This window comes from Paraburkholderia sp. BGA-UO-ETr-F12 (assembly GCF_059567945.1).
This window is the reverse complement of record NZ_JCAQOZ010000062.1, coordinates 17,116-36,844: the sequence shown is the minus strand read 5'-3', so window position 1 is coordinate 36,844 and position 19,729 is coordinate 17,116. Positions and strand designations below refer to the sequence as shown.

The window sequence follows — 19,729 nt, the reverse complement described above, 5'->3', positions numbered from 1 at the left end:
ACCTTCAAATCGTTTCATTGAGCAGCGTGCGCAGCAGCGCGGGCTGCGGGCCACGTGAAGCCGGCTTCGCCCGGACCCGGCGCCGATTTCGGCGCGCCGAACAGCACGCTGCGCGGATTGGTGCTGAACGTATCGGCAGCGCGGTCAACCGAACGGGCCGCCGAGCGCACGTCTTCGGCGAGCGAATTGACGCGCGGCAGCGTGTCGTAACCCACGCGCGCCGACAGTTCCTGAATCGAACTGTCCATCGAGACCAGCGCGTCCCCGGCTTGCTGCGCCGCCGTCCCGACCTTGTTCAGGTTGGTCTCGAACGGTCCGTCCGGGCGGTTCAGACTGGTGATCAACGCGTTGGTCGACTCCAGCGTGCGATCCAGCGTGTTGATCGTGGCGGGCAGCTTGCCGGCGACCGGCGCCATCTGCTGAGTCAGCGTGGCAACACCGTCGGCGGCTTTCTGAATGCTCGCGGCTGTGCCCTGCAACTGGCTAACCATTTCCGGCGACAACAGATTGTCGACGTCGTCGGTGACTTTTTCGAGTTTGCGCAGCAAGACATCGCCGCGTTGCTGCAACTGGTCGAGCAAGCCCGGACGCATCGGCAATTGCGCCACATCTTTCGCCGACGACGCGAGCGGCGTCGGATCGCGCCCATTGTCATCCAGCTGGATGAAGGCAATCCCCGTCACGCCCTGGAACCCGAGGCTGCCGAACGTGGAGTGCGTGATCGGCGCGTGCGTATCGACGAGGATGCGGATCAGAATCTGTCCCGGATGATCCCGATCGAATTTGATCGATTGCACCTTGCCGACGTCAAGCCCGCGATAGCGCACTGCCGCGTCGGTATACAGCCCCGTCACGTTGGTGCGGGCGATCAGATCGTACGGCACCCGCACGGAACGGTCGACGTTGAACAAAAAAGCCGCCACCGCGATCGCAGCCAGCAGGACCACCGTAAAGAGTCCCGCCCAGAAGGCATGTGATTTGTTTTCCATATTCAGGTTCCCTGGTTCACAGCGGCAATTCGGACGATGCCGATTCGAGCGCGGCACGCGGCAATTTCGCGCGGCGTTCCGGCGGCAGCGCCTGCAGCGCGCGGCGCCCGCGCAGGCCGAGGAAATATTCGCGGATAAAAGGATGATCGACGCCCGCCGCCTCTTCGACCGGCGCGGCGACCAGCACCTTGCGGTCCGCCAGCACGGCGACCCGGGTAGAGAGCGCGATCATCGTGTCCAGATCGTGCGTGACCATCACCACCGTCAGACCGAGCGCGCGATGCAGCGCCGAGATCAGTTCGACAAATTCGTCGGACGCCTGCGGATCGAGGCCGGCGGTCGGCTCGTCCAGAAACAGCAGTTCGGGTTCGAGCGCGATGGCGCGCGCGATACCGACGCGCTTGATCATCCCGCCCGAGAGCGCCGACGGCATCTTCGACGCGTGCTTGCACGGCAGGCCGACCATCTCCAGCTTGAGCATCACGATGTCGCGCAGCAGGTCCTCCGGCACCTTGCCGAGTTCGCGCAACGGCTGCGCGATGTTGTCGAACACCGATAGCGACGAAAACAGCGCGCCACGCTGAAACAGCATGCCGGAGCGGCTGCGCATGAGCAAAGCGGTTTCCGGTGAAATGGTGGAAATGTCTTCGCCGAACAGCTTGATGGTTCCCGACGACGGCCTCTCCAGCCCGAGAATCTGCCGCACCAGCGTGGTCTTGCCCGAGCCCGAACCGCCCACGATCGAGACGATCTCGCCACGCCGCACGTCGAAATTCAGATGCTGATGCACGATGTTGCGGCCGTAGCGCTTGGTGATGTCGATCACTTCGATCACCGGCTCCGCGATCTCCGGCATCGGTTGGCCGCGCACGGCCTGGGTGAGTGGCGCGATCATCCTAGCCCCACGTTCTGGAAGAGGATCGCGAACACCGCGTCCGCGAGAATCACGATGGTGATCGAGGTCACCACCGAGGTGGTCGTACCTTCGCCGAGGCTTTGCGAATTGGCCTTGATACGGAAGCCGAAGTGACAACCGACGATCGCGATCAGCATGCCGAACGCGACGCCCTTGCCCAAACCGATCCACAGATTGGCGACCGGCACGACGCCAGGCAACGCGCGTGCGAAGTAGCTCATGTCGATGCCGAGCACGATCTTCGCGGCGAGCGCACCGCCGGTCAACGCGATGATGTTGGTCCACATGACGAGCAGCGGCATCGCCACGCCGAGTGCGACCACGCGCGGCAGAATCAGCCGCAGGCCGTGAGGAATACCCATCACGCGCATGGCGTCGAGCTCTTCGGTAACGCGCATCACGCCGATCTGCGCGGTAATCGCCGAGCCCGAGCGGCCCGCCACCAGAATTGCCGACAGCACCGGCCCCAGTTCGCGAATCACCGACAACCCGAGAATATTGACGATGTACTGATTCGCGCCAAAAAGCCGCAGTTGCTGCGCCGACAGATAACTCAGCACGATGCCGATCAGGAAGGCCACCAGCGCGGTGATCGGCAAAGCCTTGGTTCCGGCGTTATAGATGTTCGCGGAGATTTCGGTCCACGGCGTGACCTTCGGTTTGCGCACGATCTTGAGCAGATCGATCACGACCTGCCCGAGCATGCCGAAGCCACCGTACAGGTGCTCGAAGAACGAAAAAATCGCCAGACCGAGGCGCGTGAATGGATCGACCTTGACCACCGGTTCGACCTTTTCGCGCACCGTATCGAGCAGCGCGATGCGCTCGAAAATGTCACGTTGCGTATCGGTGAGCGTGGTGTCCGGCGGCATCTTGTGGCCCCATACGCGCCACAGTGCCTGCCCGCCGACGTGGTCCATCCGGACGATACGGGACAGGTCCCATTCGTAAATGCCTTGGGCGCCGCTCAGCGAATGCAACAAGGGGATCACGTGGCCGGTGGCCTTGTCGCGTGCGAGCGCGAGCGCCGTCCACTGGCCCGAAAGCCGGACGATCTTGCCTTGGCTGCCTGCCGCGACTTCAAGGCCGGGCGGAGTGTCGTAGTTCAAGGATCGCTGCAATCTGGTTATCGGATTAGGGGCCATTGTAACGAAGGCGCGGCGGATGAACCCTGCTTGTGGGCTCGCGGCGTTCGCTGTCGCTACAATATGCCTCATGAACGCCTCCAAGACCCCACCCCAAGCCGCCGCGGCCGCCGACTGGCGGATCGACCGGGAGCGCGCGGTCGCGCTATTCGGCCCGCACGCGCATGACTGGCCGATCGAAATCGTCGAGGAAACCGGCTCGACCAACGCCGACCTGATGACGCGCGTCAAGGCATTGCCGCGAAAAGCCGGCGCGCTGCCCCGCCCGATCGTGCGGGTCGCCTATCTGCAAACCGCGGGGCGTGGCCGCCGTGGCCGCCCCTGGTATGCGGAGCCAGGCAATGCGCTGTTGTTTTCCGTGGCATGCGTGCTGCCGCGGCCGCTCGAAGGGCTGGCGGGTTTGAGCCTCGCAGTCGGTGTGGCGCTGGTCGACGGGCTGCGCTCGTTGCCCGTCGCGGGCCCGGGGCAGATCGCGCTGAAGTGGCCCAACGACGTCCTGCTCGAAGGCGATAAGCTCGCCGGCATCCTGATCGAAACCGCATGGAGCACCGACGAAGCGAGCGCTGTCGTGATCGGTATCGGCACCAATGTGAAGGGCGCGGAAGAACTCGCGGCCAAGGTCGGCCAACTGAATGCCGACGTGCCGGCGCAGGCGCGCGGCGCCATGCCGACCGCGCTGCAACGCGCGCTGCCGAACGCGAACCTCACCGATACGCTTGCCGCGGAGCTGAATGCGCTTGAACCGGCGCTGCAGCGCTTCGGCGCCGAAGGCTTCGCGCCGTTCCAGGCGCGCTGGAACGCCGTGCATGCCTACGCAGGCCGCGAAGTGGTGTTGCTGGAGCAAGGTCAGGAACTGGCACGCGGGGTGGCGGCAGGGGTCGACGAGCGCGGGCAACTGCTGCTCGACACCGCTGCGGGCCGCCTGACCGTGGCGACCGGTGACGTCTCGCTGCGTCTGGCCGACGGTGCTGCATGACGCGCGGCGCGCCTTATCTGTTGATCGACGCAGGCAATAGCCGCATCAAGTGGGCGCTGGTCAAGCCGGACGGCACGCAAATCGCGGCCGGCGCGCTTGCGCACGGCGGCAATGACCGACCTGACTGGTCGAGTTTGCCGACGCCTGGCGACGCGTGGTTATCGAACGTGGCGGGCGAGAGTGTCGCGGCGCGGATTGCCGCCCTCCTCGATGCCCACTGGCCGCAACTGCCGCGCACGACGATCCGTGCCTGCGCACAGCAATGCGGTGTAACCAACAGCTACACGGCGCCGGGTACGCTCGGCAGCGATCGCTGGGCCGGCCTGATCGGCGCACACGCGGCGTTTCCCGGCGAGAATCTGCTGATCGCGACGTTCGGCACGGCGACCACGCTTGAAGCGTTGCGTGCGGACGGCTGCTTTGTCGGCGGTCTGATCGCGCCGGGCTGGACCTTGATGATGCGCTCGCTCGGCGAGCACACGGCGCAACTGCCGACGCTCGACGCCAACGCCGCGCGCGGCTTGCTCGACGCGGATGCCACGTCAGGCGGGGAGCGCCACGGCCCGTTCTTCGCGACAGATACGCCGCGTTCGCTATCGGCTGGGTGCACCTTGGCGCAAGCCGGTTTGATCGAACGCATGTGGCGCGATTTGCAGGACGAGTGGCAAGTGCCGGTACGCCTCGTGGTGAGCGGCGGCGCGGTGGACGAAGTGACAAGTGCGCTCAAAGTGCCGCATACTCGCCACGATTCGCTGGTGCTATCGGGGCTCGCGCTGATTGCCGCCGATCGCACGTTGGCAGACGGCGCCTGAGCCGCGGCCATCCGGAACAGCGGCTGAACTTATCGACCGGGAAAGACTAACGATGCTGCGCTGGCTGATCGCCATATTGTTTCTTGCCAACATGCTGGCATTCGTCGCGATGCGCGGCGTATTCGGCCCGACGCCCACAGCCGGCAGCCGCGAGCCGAACCACCTGAACCGTCAGCTCCACGCGGAATGGTTGAAGGTGCAACCCCTCACCGCAGCCGAAGCAGCCGACCAGGCCGTAGTAGGCGGCCCAGTGCCGGCGGCGCCGGTAGCAGCATCGGCATTGCCGCAATAGAGAAGCGGCAAGGAGCGCCTGGCCCCGGCACTACGCCTCGCTTCGGCGACGAAAAGAAGAAAGCACCGTCCGAACCCGGACGAACACCTCACCCTTGCGCGCGAACCTTCTTCAATAACGCGGTGGTCGAGCGCTCATGCTCGAAGGGAATCGCCAAAGCCTTGCCACCCCAGCCCCGCACAATGGCCGATTCGGGCAACACATCCATGTCGTAGTCGCCGCCTTTGACCAGCACATCCGGACGCAGCGCCGAAATCAATTCAACGGGCGTCTTCTCGCCGAAACAAACCACGTAGTCGACACTTTCGAGTGCCGCCAGCAAAGCCATCCGATCCGCCTCGTTATTAATCGGCCGGTCGTCTCCTTTGCCGAGCATGCGCACAGACGCGTCGCTATTGACGCCGACAATCAGGCAAGCACCGAGCGCTTTGGCATCGGCAAGATAAGTCACATGCCCGCGGTGCAGGATGTCGAACACCCCGTTGGTAAAGACAACCGGAGCGGCCATCGAAGCGCGAAGCTTCACCAGCGCGTCGCGCGTAAAAATCTTGCGTTCAAAAGTAGCGGCCATGATGGAGTCGCGAAGAAAAAAGAAGTGCCGCCACGATACACGGCGAACGGCATGAAGCAAAACGGCCCGGCAAGCTCACGCCTGCCGGGCCGTTCCTGAAACCTTAAGCCTTCTGGATCGTCAAGCCGGCTGTTCAGCCGATTTCTGATCGGCCTGCAAGCGCGCGACCACTTCCTTGCGATAGCGGTTCAATTCCTGTGCCGTGTTGAACGTACGCTCGAACAGGATCGACAGGTTGTGCAGAATCCGCTCCACGACCTTCTTTTCCCAGCCGTCGTCGAAACGGATCTGTTCGTCGAGCCAGCGTTCGAGCCATTCCGGATCGGGCAGACGCGATTGAATCGTGTCGCGCGGGAACAGCGCCTGGTTCACGTGCAGATTGGTGGGGTGCAGCGGCTTTTCCGTGCGGCGCGCGGATGCCATCAGAACGCCGATCTTGGCGAACGCAGCACGCGCGATGTCGCCGGTTTGCACCATGGCTTTCTTCATGTAGCGCAGATAGGCGCCGCCGTGACGCGCTTCGTCGCGCGAGATGGTTTCGTAAATGGCCTTGATGACCGGCTCGGTGTGCCATTCGGCTGCACGGCGATACCAGTGGTTCAGGCGGATTTCGCCACAGAAGTGCAGCATCAGCGTTTCGAGCGGCGGCGCCGGGTCGAATTCGAAGCGCACGGCGTGCAGTTCTTCTTCGGTCGGGCACATTTCCGGCTTGAAGCGGCGCAGATATTCCATCAGCACCAGCGAATGCTTCTGTTCTTCAAAGAACCACACGCTCATGAATGCGGAAAAATCGCTGTCGTGATGGTTGTCACGGAGGAACATTTCCGTGGCGGGCAACGCCGACCATTCGGTGATCGCGTTCATCTTGATCGTCGCTGCCTGCTCGTCGGTCAATAGCGATGCATCGAACTTGTCCCAGGGAATGTCTTTCTCCATGTCCCATCGAACGGATTCGAGCGATTTATAAAGTTCCGGATAAAGCATGGTGTTCATAGTCCCACCCCTGTTCTGCGCATACTGTCTGTGTCTGTCACTACTACATGTAGCACTTTTGCTGATGACGAACGAAACGCACCGTTTTGTGCGCCGTTTATCGGCCAAGCATTCAATTTTACGCGGTAATCGGCTGCCTAGATGCATCGGACAGCAAAGAAGTCCAGCCGTTTGCGCGGCGCCGCTAACCAGAAGTTACGCGCTACGCGGCCAACCGTGGGTGAGGGATACCCTATGCCTGAGGTCGAGCCAGTTTGCGATGAATCCGCACCGTCCAGCCCTGCGCCGGGGATACCGGCGGCGATTGGAGCAAGGGCGGCTGGATTGGTTGTTTTCAGCGCGCGCCCAAAAGCCAAAATGAAGCTTACACAATGATAGCACGCTGACTATACGGATCCCGCGCGCTAACAGTCGCAATTCTGGTGCCCGATTGACTTCTCTCAATAAACAATCCGATTCGCGGAGTGTGACTGACGATCGGGGTCAAAACCATGACACGCGACGAATTCGCCTCGCCGCGCCGAAAGTCCACCGGGCTTCACACCGCCATCGCATGGGTTGCATCGCCCGGCTTCGCGCCTACCGTTAAACGGGTTTCTTCGTCGCGCGCGCAGTATTGCCCGCACCGCTTGCACGCTTGGCCGTCGAAGTCGAAGTCGAGGTTGCCGGCGCGGCCCGCTTCGCCGCCGGCCGTTTGGCGGCAGGCCCGGCGTCGGCGGCCTCATCCGGTGCGTCAGCCGCATCCTTTGCCGACGCCTCCGCGCCCGCCGCTCCGGGCGAGTCCGTCGCCGAATCGCCTGACGCGGAGGCGCCCGCAGTGGGTTGGGTCATCGCAAACTGGGCGATCTGGTTGAACTGCGATTGCAGCAGATTCCACCAGGCGGAGGCGTCGAACGGCGGCGTAGCGGCCTCACCCTCGTCGGTTGCCGGCTCGGCGGCGGCCGACGAGTTCGCATTGTTCGAAGCCGGGCTCGAGGCCGAAGCTGCCTCCGGATGCGGCCAGCCAGCCGGCGCGGGACTCGGCGCAGCACCGGCGGAAGCCGGCTGCGCCATCGACGACTGCGCGAACGCACCGAATGCGCGCAGTGTCGCGAGCGTGGCGCGCTGCACTTCGAGCGCCTGAATGGCGGATTGCAGCATGTTCAGATTGAGCTTCAGCCACTGCTCGACCGCGCGCATATCCGTGATGCGCTTGTCGAGTTCTTCGACATTGGTCAGCGGCGCCATCATGTCGGACATCATCGACAGCGACGGCCCGAGGCTACCGCCCGCCTGCGCGCCGGAAAACGCCGAACTGAACGGCGAGAGACGCATCATGGCCCACATGTGTTCGAGCATTTCAGCGGGCGGAAACCCGGGGAAACCGGGAAAGGGCGGCGTGGTGCCAGGTGTATCGGTCATGCTTGTCGCCTCGCTGCATAAAGGGAAGGAAATAGCGCCGTCCCGGACGCGTCTGATTCGATCATACCGCGCGTGGCGCAGCGCACCGCGCTGAGTTCGGGCAGCGCTTCGGGCAACCGCTTGCGCCCCTCACGCGGCACCTCAAGCGCGGACCGGCGGAGACGTTGCACAAGCGGCGCCGGTCGCCGGTTTCAGGAACCTTCGTCGTCCCTGGTCCCGCTGCCCGGCGCGTGCCGCGGCCGCCCGCTCCACGGGTCCGCGCCGCCAAAATCCGGCGCGCGCCGCTCGCGCAGCGAGGTTACGCCTTCGCGCACGTCCGGTCCGGCGAAACCCATGAATTCCAGCGCCAGCGACGTGTCGAACGCCGGGCCGGCCGAGCGCAGCCAGTTGTTCAACGCGTACTTGGTCCAACGAATCGCCGTCTGCGAGCCGTTGGCCAGTTTTTGCGCGACTTCGAATGCTTTGGGCCGCAGATCGTTTTCATCGACAGCAAGCGAGACGAGACCGATCCGCTCAGCCTCCTCGCCGCTCACCGGCTCGCACAGCAGCAGGTAGTACTTGGCTTTCGCCATGCCACACAGAAGCGGCCAGACGATGGCCGCGTGATCGCCGGCGGCAACGCCGAGGCGCGTATGGCCGTCGATAATGCGCGCCGATTTCGTCGCAATCGAAATATCGGCGAGCAAACCCGCCACGAGCCCCGCGCCGACCGCCGGACCGTGCATTGCCGAAACGATCGGCTTGCTGCAATTGATCACGTTGTAGACCAGATCGCGCGCCTCGCGCCACACGCGTGCGCGGACGTCGAAATCGGTCGCCATGTCTTCGACCAGTTGCAGGTCGCCACCCGCCGAAAAACCTTTGCCCTCGCCGCGGATGATCGCGACACGCGTTTCGGGATCCCGATCGATGTCGCGCCAGATTTCGGCGAGCTCGAAGTGCATCCGCGCGTTGGCGGTGGCCAGCCCGCTTTTGTTCGCGCCCTCGCCGCTCATCACGACTTCGAGCACGCCGTGCGGATGACGGTGCAATTGCAGCGACTGGTAGTGCGCGTAAAACGCGTCGTTACGGTGTGGTGCGTGCGACATGGTGAGCAATCCGTCTATCGATGTATCTGTTGAAACCGCTGCCTTGAGAGCCCCTTCTGCAGGTTCAGCTCGTTCGGCCCGTTTCGCGCTATGTCAGCGCGAAACTCACACAAACTCCCCGCGCAAACTCAATTCGGTTGATAAACCCATTTCCCATTCCTGATTTCGACCATCACGCGGGCCCGTTGATCGAGTCCGAGGTGATCGGTGGCGCTCATGTTGACCACGCCGTTGGTGTCCGCGAGACCACGCGTCGCTTCCAGCGCGTTGCGCAGTGCACGGCGAAATTCAGGCGTGCCGGGCGCGGCCTGCTTGAGCGCGATCGGTATCGCGTTGCCAAGCAACATGCCGGCGTCCCACGTGTACGAACCGAACGCCGACACGCTACCCGCTCCGCGCAACGCTTCAAAGCGCGCGATGTAGTCGAGCGCGAGACGTTTGGCCGGATGATCCGTCGGCAATTGCGCAGCGACCAGCACCGGGCTCGCGGGCAGGAACGTGCCATTGCAATCGGCGCCGCACACGCGCAGGAAGTCGTTATTGCCGACCCCATGATTGTGATAGATCAGCCCTTTGTAGCCACGTTCCCTGAGCGTCTTCGGCGGCAGCGCGGCGGGCGTGCCGGCCGCACCGACCACCACCGCATCCGGGTGGGTCGCGAGAATCTTCAGGACCTGGCCGGTCACGCTCGGATCGGTGCGATTGAAGCGCTCGCTCGCCACCATATCGATGTGATGCAACTGCGCGAATTTGGCGACTTCGGTGTAGAACGTTTCGCCGAGCGCATCGGCCTGGCCGATGAACGCCATCGTTTTGACGCCGTGTGCGCTGGCGTGCGCGGCGATCGCCGAGGCCATCATTGCGTCGGTCTGCGGGGTCTTGAACACCCAATGGCGTTTAGCGTCCACGGGTTCGATGATTTTCGCCGACGAGGCCAGTGAGATCATCGGCGTTTCGCCGTCGGCAACCACATCGATCATCGAGAGCGAATTCGGCGTGATCGACGATCCGATGATCGCGTCGACGTGATTCTCGGAGATCAGCTTCTTGGTGTCCTGCACCGCCTGTGTGGTGTCGGACGCGTCGTCGAGCACGATGTATTCGACGCTCTGCCCGCCAATCTGTTTGGGCAGCAGCGCGACCGTGTCGCGCGCGGGAATCCCGAGCGACGCGGCCGGCCCGGTGAGCGACAGCACGAGGCCGATCTTCACCTGCGCCAGGGCGATGGTGGGTAGCGCGGCACATAGCGCGGCGGCAAGGCGGCCGAGCCCGCGCTTGGATGGTGTTGCGCGTACGCTCAAGGCGCGAGCGCGCCGGGTTCCTCGTTCCAGGGATTCAAATCGCGGCATGCTGTCTCCTCACGTCGGTTTTTCGTTTTGATGTACTGCCGATGTGCTGCTTGTCTTGTGCTTACGCTGTGCCTGCGTTGCACCGGCGTGCTGCCGGCGCCCGCCTCACCTGCTGTTTCACGCGGGTTTCACATTCAACGGACAGCCGCTACCCCGTGGTGGCCGCCGCGCCAGTCAGTGTAGCGGCGCGTGGTGGCGCCGGCATCGGGCGAAACCCTTTCGTAGATATCAAATAAAGCACGTGCCGACGCCGCCTCGATGCCACGTCTCGCGCAAAAACCCGCGCCTCAATCAGTCGGTTTAGTCCAGCGGCGCGATACCCTGCTCGATCGCCCCGAAAATCGACTTGCCGGCTTCGTCGAACATCTCGATCTTCACGGTGTCGCCGAACTTCATGAACTCGGTTTGCGGCGCGCCGTGCTCGATGGTTTCGAGGCAACGCTTCTCAGCGATGCAGCAATAGCCGCGCTTCGCGTCCTTGTTCGACACCGTGCCCGAACCGACAATCGCGCCGGCGCGCAGATTGCGCGTTTTCGCGGCGTGCGCGATAAGTTGCCCGAAGTGGAACACCATGTCGGTGCCGGCGTCGGGCTGGCCGACCTTCTTGTTGTTCCAGTGGACGATCATCGGCCGGTGCAGGCGCCCTTCGCGCCAGCTCTCGCCGAGTTCGTCGGGCGTCACCGCCACCGGCGCGAACGACGTGGCCGGCTTGCTCTGGAAAAAGCCAAAGCCCTTCGCGAGTTCAGCGGGGATCAGATTGCGCAGCGAGACGTCGTTGACGAGCGTCACCAGACGCACGCACTTGAGCGCCTGATCGGGCGTCGCGCCCATCGGCACGTCGGTGGTGATCACGGCGACCTCCGCTTCGAAATCGATGCCGAATTCTTCCGACGCGCACAGCACATCGTCTTTCGGCCCGATGAAGTCGTCGCTGCCGCCCTGGTACATCAGCGGATCGGTCCAGAATTCCGGCGGCATTTCCGCGCCGCGCGCGCGGCGCACCAGTTCGACATGGTTCACGTACGACGAACCGTCGGCCCACTGGAACGCGCGCGGCAGCGGCGCCATGCATTCGCTGGCGTCGAACGGGAAGGTGTTGCGCGCGCGACCCTGGTTGAGCGCGTCGTACAGGTCCTGGAGTTGCGGCGCGTAGAAGGCCCAGTCGTCGAGCACGCGCTGCATGGTGGGCGCGATCGCGTCGGCGATGGCCGCGGTGTGCAGGTCGCGGGACACGACGATCAACTGACCGTCGCGCGTGCCGTCCTTCAGCGTGGCAAGTTTCATAGGAAAGTGAACCGTTAGTGACGATAGAAGGAATCTATTCTACGATGGTGAATCGGCGCGGCCCAAGTACCCGCGCCCTTTCTCACTTCTCACTGCCTTTGAACGCGCTCCGTGCGCCTTGCTCATGCCGCCTACTGCCCGCTCCGGCGCGATCCGCACCGACGCCGACTCCGCTGAACCGCTCGAACCGCACGGCGCACCCGAATCCGACGACGAAAGCATCGAGGCCGGCGAGGAGAAACTGCGCTCGGGCATCCAGTCGATCGAAGTCGGGTTCAGATTGCTCGAGGTGTTGACCCACGAACCGCGCGCGATGATGCTGCGCGATCTGGCCCAGCGGGCAGGCATGAGCCCGGCCAAAGCGCACCGTTATCTGGTGAGCTTCCTGCGCCTCGGTGTGGTCGCGCAGGATCCGCTGTCGGGCCGGTACGAACTGGGTGGCTTCGCATTGCAATTGGGGCTGGCACGGCTTGCTCGCGTCGACGGCGTGAAGCTTGCGCGCATTGCGCTTGCCGAACTGCGCGACCGGCTCGATCTGACCGTGGGCATTGCGGTATGGGGCAATCAGGGGCCCACGATGGTCCATTGGATGGAATCGAGTCATCCGGCCAAGGCGTCGCTCAAGCTCGGCGACGTAATGCCGCTGCTCAGTTCGGCCACGGGTTTGCTGTTTGCCGCCTATCTGCCGTCGAGCAAAACCGCCGCGATGCTGGAGCGCGAACTGGCCGACTCGCGCCGCTCGTCGTACATGGGCGGCCCGCGTACGCCGGAAGCGGTCGAGCAGGTGCTGGCGGAGGTGCGGCAGCACGGAGCGGCGCGTGTTGAAGGCATGTTGCTGCCGACCATCCACGCGTTCTGCATGCCGGTGTTCGACTCGACCGGCGATCTCGCGCTCGGGCTGGTCGCGCTCGGTCACGAAGGCGCGTTCGATATTCGCTGGGGTGGCGAGATCGATACGGCCCTACGCGACTGTGCGCAAAAGCTTTCGTATGAGCTCGGGTATAGTGCGTCGCCCCGCTGACGTGCTGACGTGCTGGCGTGCCGAGTCCAGGAACATCGCGCGCCGGCGACCGGTCGAAGCCGTTCGCGGCCCGTTAAATTCCAGACCCGGCGGCTTTTGCCATTGCCGTCGCGCCGGGAAGCCGGAATTCCCCCAACCCGCCCCTTTACCGTCTGCCCGTTCGAATTCACCCGGCCATGTCCTCACCTTCCGCCACACGCCGCACTGATCGCACGCCGCCCGCCGGGCCGCGCGCCGGTCTGCGAGTGTCGCGATGGCTTGCGGTTCTGCTGGTGGTGGCCGTCCTGCACTGGATTGCCGCGCAGTGGGTCGAACGCAACCGCGCGACGCTGAATCCAGCGGACAGCGAGCATGTACCCGTGCAGGTCGCCCTGCTGACACCCGAGCGCATCGAGCGCAATCCCGCGGCCGAGGCGCCCAAAGCTGCGGCGCCAGCGCCGACGCACAAGGCCGCGGCGAGCAAACCTCGCGAACACGTGCTGACGGCAATGCAACCGGCAAAGCAGGCACCCGCGATCACGGCCGCGTCCGATGCGGTGGCCAGCGCGGCCGCTGCGACGAGCCCCTCCAACGCCACGGCCCATGCAAGTGCGGCCGCATCGGGCACGGCCAGTGCCGCCGCCCCCGCCAGCGCGCCCAAAGCTGCAGCGGGTGTGAAATTCTCTGTTCCGCCGTCCGGGGAACTGCAATACGACACGTTCTATAACGGCGTGCGCAACCAGCCCGGCACGATCCATTGGACCAGCAACGCGCAAAGCTATGAGATCGTTGTTTCCGTGCCGCTGCCGTTCGTCGGCACGTTCACCTATTCGAGCCATGGCCGCATCGATGCATTCGGCCTCGCGCCGGAACAGTACATCGAAAAACGAGGCCGTCGTCCGGAAGACGTGGCGATCTTCAATCGCACCGACAAAATGATCGTCTTCACACGCACGCCGGCTTCACTGCCGCTGCCGGATGGCGCGCAAGACCGCTTCAGCATGGTGATGCAGCTTGCCAGCCTCGTGCGTGGCGACCCTGCCGCTTACAAGCCGGGGGTGACGCGGCAATTTTTCGTCGTCGATAACGATAGCGGAGAGAACTGGCCAATCGAAACGATCGGCGACGAGACTATTCGCACCGCGCAAGGTTATCTCGAGACGCGTCACTTCAAACGATTGCCTCGCCACGATGGCGATCTGCGCCGCATCGACGTGTGGCTCGCGCCGTCGCTTGGCTGGCTGCCCGCGCGCATCATGCAGACCGAGCCGAACGGCACGCAAGTCGAGCTCGTGTGGCGCGGCAAGCTCAATGCAGACGAAAGCGGTGCTGCGGCGAGCGGTTCTAATGACACCAGCGTTACGAACGGTGCTGGCGGCGCGGGTAGTGGCGACGCCATTTCGTCCGGCAGCGCGGCGAACCAGCCCTCCGCGACCAACGCACCCGCGACGACGCCCGAAGCCGCACCTGCGTCATCGGTCAATTCGACCGCGCCTGGCAGCCTGCCTGAAAAACCCTGAGCCCGAGCGGGGTTTCGAACAGATCGCAGAAATTTTCAAGAATTAACACTTACGTTGTCAGAAGGCTACGCCATGGCGTGCGAAGCCCTGCGCGATTTCCGCGTACGCGGTAAGCTGGTAACCGTATGTCGCGTGACGTTGACCATGGTGGGCTGCCACGGTACGGGCACGCTACCTGCTGCGATGCAGGCAATAGCAGACGCCTTCGAAGGCGCACAGTTCGAATGCTCGATGCGGCTCGTCTCACGCCCATCGAACAGTCTCACCGTTTTGCTGCACTGCTTGAAACGTTTCCTGGAAAGCCGGTCTAACCGGTAGGTTCGGAACTTCACAAGCGTCAATCCGGACCCACCCCTTGAATTCCACACCACAAGCTCCACCTATGGCGCAGGAATGGCCAGGAGCCAACGGAAATAAGGAGTGTCGCCATGCAAATGATCTATAACAGCCCCAACTATTGTGTCGTCGAGTTTCCGCCGCAGGAAGGTCCTCTGGCCATGAAATCAGGAGGCTATGAGATCGTGGACAAGAACATGCAGCGCGAAATCTACATAGACGGTGCAATGGCGGCGAGCTTCCGCGAGCACGTGCAAAAACTGATCGAAGATGAACCGTCGCTCGACGAGGTCGACGAATTCCTCGGGCAGTTCGACAGTCTGATGCATCAACCGGTGATTCTCCACTAATCGAAGGGTTTCACGTAACGGTTTGGCGACAACCATCGACCGCGCCGACCGGCTCAGCCGGCGGCCTTTGCAAGTCGGTCTTCAGTAGTAACGCGGCCCAGCAGGCTTCCACCTGACTGGGCCGTTCTGTGTCAGCAGCAGTTTCTCCCGTTGTTTCCGCAGTTGTTTTCGTTGTGTCGGGCTTCAACCCATTGTTTCCAACATTTCGTTTTCGTCATCGTGCTTCCGCGCCGGCCGCGGCCGCCGTTGCGACCGGGTGCGCGCCCGCCCGGCCTGCGCCCGGCGGAACCGCCCCACAGCGGCTACAATGACAGGTTTCCCGAAAAAGTCGGCGCAAGCCCTCGTCCGCCATGAACCAGCCTGCTCAAATCGCCAAGCCAGCCCGTGCCGATGCCGCCTACACGCGCGGCGCGGAACTGCCCGCGCTGCTCAAGTCGCGCATCCTGATTCTGGACGGCGCCATGGGCACGATGATCCAGCGCTACAAGCTCGATGAAGCCCGTTATCGCGGCGAACGCTTCAAGGACTACGGGCGCGACATCAAGGGCAACAACGAGCTGCTGTCGATCACGCAACCGCAGATCATCGGCGAAATTCACGAGCAGTATCTGGCCGCGGGCGCGGACATCATCGAGACCAACACGTTCGGCGCCACCACGGTTGCGCAGGCCGACTACGGAATGGAAGACCTCGCCGTCGAGATGAATCTCGAATCGGCGAAGCTGGCGCGCGCCGCTTGCGACAAGTACTCGACGCCCGACAAGCCGCGCTTTGTCGCCGGCGCGATCGGACCCACGCCGAAGACCGCGAGCATTTCTCCTGATGTGAACGATCCGGGCGCCCGCAACGTGACCTTCGACGAGTTGCGCACGGCGTACTACGAGCAGGCGAAGGCCTTGCTGGACGGCGGCTGCGACCTGTTCCTCGTCGAAACGATCTTCGACACGCTCAATGCAAAGGCCGCGCTGTTCGCGCTGGACGAGCTGTTCGAAGACACCGGCGAGCGCCTGCCGATCATGATCTCGGGCACCGTCACCGACGCATCGGGCCGGATTCTGTCAGGACAAACCGTCGAGGCCTTCTGGAACTCGCTGCGCCACGCCAAACCGCTCACCTTCGGTTTGAACTGCGCGCTGGGCGCGGCGCTGATGCGCCCGTACATCGCCGAACTGGCGAAGCTATGCGACACCTATGTGTCGTGCTATCCGAACGCCGGTTTGCCGAATCCGATGAGCGATACCGGTTTTGACGAATTGCCGGCGGATACGTCGGGATTGCTGAAGGAGTTCGCGCAGGCAGGCCTCGTCAATATCGCCGGCGGGTGCTGCGGCACGACGCCTGAGCATATTGCGGCAATTGCCAAGGCGCTGGCAGAAGTGAAACCGCGCCAATGGCCGGGCCAATACCGCGACGCGGCATGAGCGGCGGCTCGCCGCTGAGCCGCCGCTGTTCCGCTATCGAACCCGACGCACGTAATCGAACGTAATCGCACGCCACCGTACGTAACCGCACGCAACCGAACCGCACTCACGCCATGACCGATCACACCATGCGCCTTTCCGGCCTCGAGCCGTTCAACGTCACGACCGGGACGCTCTTCATCAACGTCGGTGAGCGCACCAACGTGACCGGTTCGAAGGCGTTCGCGCGAATGATCCTGAACGACCAGTTCGACGACGCCATCGCGGTCGCGCGGCAGCAGGTCGAAAACGGTGCGCAGATCATCGACGTCAACATGGACGAGGCCATGCTCGATTCGAAAGCGGCAATGGTCCGCTTCATGAATCTGATCGCCTCGGAGCCGGACATCGCACGCGTGCCGATCATGATCGACTCGTCGAAGTGGGACGTGATCGAGGCCGGCCTGAAATGCGTGCAGGGCAAGGCGATCGTCAACTCGATCTCGCTGAAGGAAGGCGAAGAAGCGTTCCGTCATCACGCGAACCTGATTCGCCGTTACGGCGCGGCGGCGGTCGTGATGGCCTTCGACGAACAAGGCCAGGCCGACACGTACAAGCGCAAGATCGAAATCTGCAAGCGCTCCTACGATTTCCTCGTGAACGAAGTGGGCTTCCCACCGGAAGACATCATCTTCGATCCGAACATCTTCGCGATTGCGACCGGTATCGAAGAGCATAACAACTACGCGGTCGACTTCATCAACGCCACGCGCTGGATCAAGGAAAACCTGCCGTACGCGAAGATCAGCGGCGGTGTGTCGAACGTCTCGTTCTCGTTCCGCGGCAACGATCCGGTACGCGAGGCGATCCACACCGTGTTCCTCTACCACGCGATTCAGGCGGGGATGGACATGGGCATCGTCAACGCGGGTCAGCTCGGCGTCTACGCCGTTCTCGATCCGGAATTGCGCGAGCGTGTGGAAGACGTGGTATTGAACCGTCGTGAAGACGGCACCGATCGTCTGCTGGAAATCGCCGACAAGTTCAAGACCGGCGCCGCGAAGAAGGAAGAGAACCTCGAATGGCGCAATCAGCCCGTCGAGAAGCGTCTGTCGCATGCGCTGGTGCACGGCATCACCAACTTCATCGTTGAAGACACCGAGGAAGTGCGCGCGAAGATCGCGGCAGCCGGCGGCCGTCCGATCAACGTGATCGAAGGCCCGCTGATGGACGGCATGAACATCGTCGGCGACCTGTTCGGCCAGGGCAAGATGTTCCTGCCGCAGGTCGTGAAGTCGGCGCGCGTGATGAAGCAGGCGGTCGCGCATCTGATCCCGTACATCGAGGAAGAAAAGAAGTTGATGGCCGAAGCCGGCGCCGACGTGCGCGCGAAAGGCAAGATCGTCATCGCCACGGTGAAGGGCGACGTGCACGACATCGGCAAGAACATCGTTTCGGTGGTGCTTCAGTGCAATAACTTCGAAGTGGTCAACATGGGCGTGATGGTGTCGTGCAACGACATTCTCGCCAAAGCCAAGGTCGAGGGCGCGGACATCATCGGTTTGTCCGGCCTGATTACGCCAAGCCTCGAAGAAATGGCCTACGTAGCGTCCGAAATGCAGCGCGACGACTACTTCCGCGTGAAAAAGATCCCGCTGCTGATCGGCGGCGCGACCACCTCGCGTGTCCACACTGCCGTGAAGATCGCGCCGCATTACGAAGGCCCGGTGGTCTACGTGCCGGACGCCTCGCGCTCGGTTTCGGTTGCGTCCAGCCTGCTGTCCGATGAAGGCGCGGCGAAGTACCTCGACGAGCTGAAGGCCGACTACGACCGTATCCGTGACCAGCATGCCAACAAGAAAGCCCAGCCGATGGTCACGCTCGCCGAGGCCCGCGCGAACAAGACCAAAATTGATTGGGCCGGCTACCAGCCGGTCAAGCCGAAGTTCATCGGCCGCCGGGTGTTCAGGAATTTCGATCTGAACGAGCTGGCGAACTATATCGACTGGGGTCCGTTCTTCCAGACCTGGGACCTGGCCGGCCCGTACCCGGCGATTCTGAACGACGAGATCGTCGGCGAATCGGCCCGCCGCGTGTTCTCGGACGGCAAGTCGATGCTCGCGCGCCTGATCCAGGGCCGCTGGCTGCAGGCTAACGGCGTGATCTGCCTGCTGCCGGCCAACACGGTGAATGACGACGACATCGAGATCTACACGGACGAATCACGCTCGGAAGTCGCGCTCACGTGGCGCAACCTGCGCCAGCAGAGCGTGCGGCCGGTGGTGGACGGCGTGATGCGCCCTAACCGCTCGCTCGCCGACTTCATCGCGCCGAAGGACTCGGGCGTGGCCGATTACATCGGTATGTTCGCGGTCACCGCGGGTCTGGGCGTCGACGTGAAGGAAAAGCAGTTCGAAAAGGATCACGACGACTACAGCGCGATCATGCTGAAGGCGCTCGCCGACCGCTTCGCCGAAGCCTTTGCGGAAGCCTTGCACGCCCGTGTGCGCCGCGATCTATGGGGTTACGCCAGCACCGAAAGTCTTTCGAACGACGACCTGATCGCCGAAAAGTACCACGGCATCCGCCCGGCGCCGGGCTATCCGGCCTGCCCGGACCATCTCGTGAAACGCGATATGTTCGACGTGCTGCAAGCCACCGAAATCGGCATGAGCGTGACCGAATCGCTGGCCATGCTGCCGGCGGCCAGCGTGTCCGGCTTCTATCTGGCGCACCCGGACAGCACCTATTTCTCGGTCGGCAAGATCGGCCAGGACCAGCTGGAAGACTACGCAGCACGCATGTCGTTGTCGAAAACAGACGCCGAGCGGGCGCTCGCGCCTTTGCTGTAAGCCTTGCGGGGCGGGAGACCCACTATATCGGGCACGCTAGGCTGAATATTTGCGGCAGTGCAAATTTCGGCTTTGTAGACTGAAATAGCTTCACCCCCGCCAGACGTGGCCAAAACGCGTCGGCTTATCAAAATTGCAATCGTCAACGGAGAGAATCGTATGAAGAAGCTGACGCTGTTATTGACTGCTGTTTCCCTCGCCGCAGGCGCCTCGGTGGCGCTGGCCCAGCCCGCCAGCTCGGTCAGTTCCTATTCGCCGCCTACCGAAAAGCACGTCAAGAAGCCCAAGAAGCAGAAAATGAAGAAGGGTGCGTCAGCACCGATGGCAGCGCCGGCAGACGGCGCCAGCCAGTAAGCAGGCCGCCCCGGCAGACGGGCTGTCAAGCCCCGTGAAAGGCAAGAGCCCGCAGATGCGGGCTCTTGTCATTGATGCGTCATATTGCGCGCGGCGCAACC

Annotated in this window: 17 protein-coding genes and 1 pseudogene; 9 read left to right on the top strand and 9 right to left on the bottom strand. The window is 63.3% G+C overall.

Annotated features, from left to right (window positions below):
• Positions 1-14: 14 nt before the first annotated feature.
• Genes AC57B6_RS30165 through AC57B6_RS30155 form a run of 3 tightly spaced genes read right to left on the bottom strand, consistent with a single transcriptional unit; the run spans position 15 to position 3,014 of the window.
• On the bottom strand, positions 15-989 hold the full coding sequence (locus tag AC57B6_RS30165; protein ID WP_028198995.1) for an MlaD family protein: 975 nt from the start codon (positions 987-989) through the stop codon (positions 15-17).
• 16 nt (positions 990-1,005) lie between these two features.
• Complete coding sequence (locus tag AC57B6_RS30160) at positions 1,006-1,884, bottom strand: ABC transporter ATP-binding protein (protein WP_028198994.1); 879 nt, start codon at positions 1,882-1,884, stop codon at positions 1,006-1,008.
• The gene (locus AC57B6_RS30155) at positions 1,881-3,014 is read right to left on the bottom strand and encodes an MlaE family ABC transporter permease (protein ID WP_028198993.1); all 1,134 of its coding nucleotides are present in this window, start codon (positions 3,012-3,014) and stop codon (positions 1,881-1,883) included. Before AC57B6_RS30155 ends, AC57B6_RS30160 begins: the two co-directional genes overlap by 4 nt.
• A 106-nt stretch (positions 3,015-3,120) precedes the next feature.
• On the opposite strand from AC57B6_RS30155, the gene AC57B6_RS30150 reads away from it, so the two are divergent.
• From AC57B6_RS30150 to AC57B6_RS30140, 3 genes are read left to right on the top strand one after another with little or no spacing between them, the layout of a single operon-like run.
• Positions 3,121-4,026 (top strand): biotin--[acetyl-CoA-carboxylase] ligase, encoded by a 906-nt coding sequence (locus AC57B6_RS30150; protein WP_028198992.1) that lies wholly within the window; start codon positions 3,121-3,123, stop codon positions 4,024-4,026.
• Positions 4,023-4,838: a type III pantothenate kinase gene (locus tag AC57B6_RS30145; protein ID WP_496422712.1), complete on the top strand. Its 816-nt coding sequence runs from the start codon at positions 4,023-4,025 to the stop codon at positions 4,836-4,838. The genes AC57B6_RS30150 and AC57B6_RS30145 overlap by 4 nt, the downstream gene beginning before the upstream one ends.
• A 52-nt stretch (positions 4,839-4,890) precedes the next feature.
• Positions 4,891-5,130 carry a hypothetical protein gene (locus tag AC57B6_RS30140; protein WP_028198990.1) on the top strand — a complete coding sequence of 80 codons (240 nt, stop codon included), beginning with the start codon at positions 4,891-4,893 and terminating at the stop codon, positions 5,128-5,130.
• An 88-nt stretch (positions 5,131-5,218) separates the two neighbouring features.
• Here AC57B6_RS30140 and rfaE2 read toward each other — a convergent pair whose 3' ends face one another.
• The 6 genes from rfaE2 to AC57B6_RS30110 all read right to left on the bottom strand — a co-directional run bounded on the left by rfaE2 (position 5,219) and on the right by AC57B6_RS30110 (position 11,816).
• Positions 5,219-5,701: a D-glycero-beta-D-manno-heptose 1-phosphate adenylyltransferase gene (rfaE2, locus tag AC57B6_RS30135; RefSeq protein WP_028198989.1), complete on the bottom strand. Its 483-nt coding sequence runs from the start codon at positions 5,699-5,701 to the stop codon at positions 5,219-5,221.
• Positions 5,702-5,821: 120 nt separating this feature from the next.
• Positions 5,822-6,694: a ferritin family protein gene (locus tag AC57B6_RS30130; RefSeq protein WP_028198988.1), complete on the bottom strand. Its 873-nt coding sequence runs from the start codon at positions 6,692-6,694 to the stop codon at positions 5,822-5,824.
• A gap of 585 nt (positions 6,695-7,279) precedes the next feature.
• Entirely contained in the window at positions 7,280-8,095 is an 816-nt protein-coding gene (locus tag AC57B6_RS30125) for a PhaM family polyhydroxyalkanoate granule multifunctional regulatory protein (protein WP_496422711.1), read from the bottom strand.
• A 191-nt stretch (positions 8,096-8,286) separates the two neighbouring features.
• Positions 8,287-9,183 carry an enoyl-CoA hydratase/isomerase family protein gene (locus tag AC57B6_RS30120; RefSeq protein WP_030099974.1) on the bottom strand — a complete coding sequence of 299 codons (897 nt, stop codon included), beginning with the start codon at positions 9,181-9,183 and terminating at the stop codon, positions 8,287-8,289.
• A 128-nt stretch (positions 9,184-9,311) separates the two neighbouring features.
• On the bottom strand, positions 9,312-10,532 hold the full coding sequence (locus AC57B6_RS30115) for an ABC transporter substrate-binding protein (RefSeq protein ID WP_028198985.1): 1,221 nt from the start codon (positions 10,530-10,532) through the stop codon (positions 9,312-9,314).
• A gap of 300 nt (positions 10,533-10,832) precedes the next feature.
• The gene (locus AC57B6_RS30110) at positions 10,833-11,816 is read right to left on the bottom strand and encodes a fumarylacetoacetate hydrolase family protein (protein ID WP_028198984.1); all 984 of its coding nucleotides are present in this window, start codon (positions 11,814-11,816) and stop codon (positions 10,833-10,835) included.
• Positions 11,817-11,940: 124 nt separating this feature from the next.
• On the opposite strand from AC57B6_RS30110, the gene AC57B6_RS30105 reads away from it, so the two are divergent.
• The 6 genes and pseudogenes from AC57B6_RS30105 to AC57B6_RS30080 all read left to right on the top strand — a co-directional run bounded on the left by AC57B6_RS30105 (position 11,941) and on the right by AC57B6_RS30080 (position 19,628).
• On the top strand, positions 11,941-12,837 hold the full coding sequence (locus AC57B6_RS30105; RefSeq protein ID WP_030099977.1) for an IclR family transcriptional regulator: 897 nt from the start codon (positions 11,941-11,943) through the stop codon (positions 12,835-12,837).
• Between the two features lie 176 nt (positions 12,838-13,013).
• A complete protein-coding gene (locus AC57B6_RS30100; protein ID WP_496422710.1) occupies positions 13,014-14,336 on the top strand; it encodes a DUF3108 domain-containing protein in 1,323 nt (440 codons plus the stop codon).
• A 428-nt stretch (positions 14,337-14,764) separates the two neighbouring features.
• On the top strand, positions 14,765-15,022 hold the full coding sequence (locus AC57B6_RS30095; protein ID WP_028198981.1) for a BTH_I0359 family protein: 258 nt from the start codon (positions 14,765-14,767) through the stop codon (positions 15,020-15,022).
• Positions 15,023-15,372: 350 nt separating this feature from the next.
• Entirely contained in the window at positions 15,373-16,443 is a 1,071-nt protein-coding gene (locus tag AC57B6_RS30090; RefSeq protein WP_491564417.1) for a homocysteine S-methyltransferase family protein, read from the top strand.
• Positions 16,444-16,544: 101 nt separating this feature from the next.
• Positions 16,545-19,274: pseudogene (metH, locus tag AC57B6_RS30085) on the top strand (methionine synthase); the annotation flags it as partial.
• Between the two features lie 159 nt (positions 19,275-19,433).
• Positions 19,434-19,628 carry a hypothetical protein gene (locus tag AC57B6_RS30080; RefSeq protein ID WP_046570006.1) on the top strand — a complete coding sequence of 65 codons (195 nt, stop codon included), beginning with the start codon at positions 19,434-19,436 and terminating at the stop codon, positions 19,626-19,628.
• Positions 19,629-19,729 lie beyond the last annotated feature (101 nt).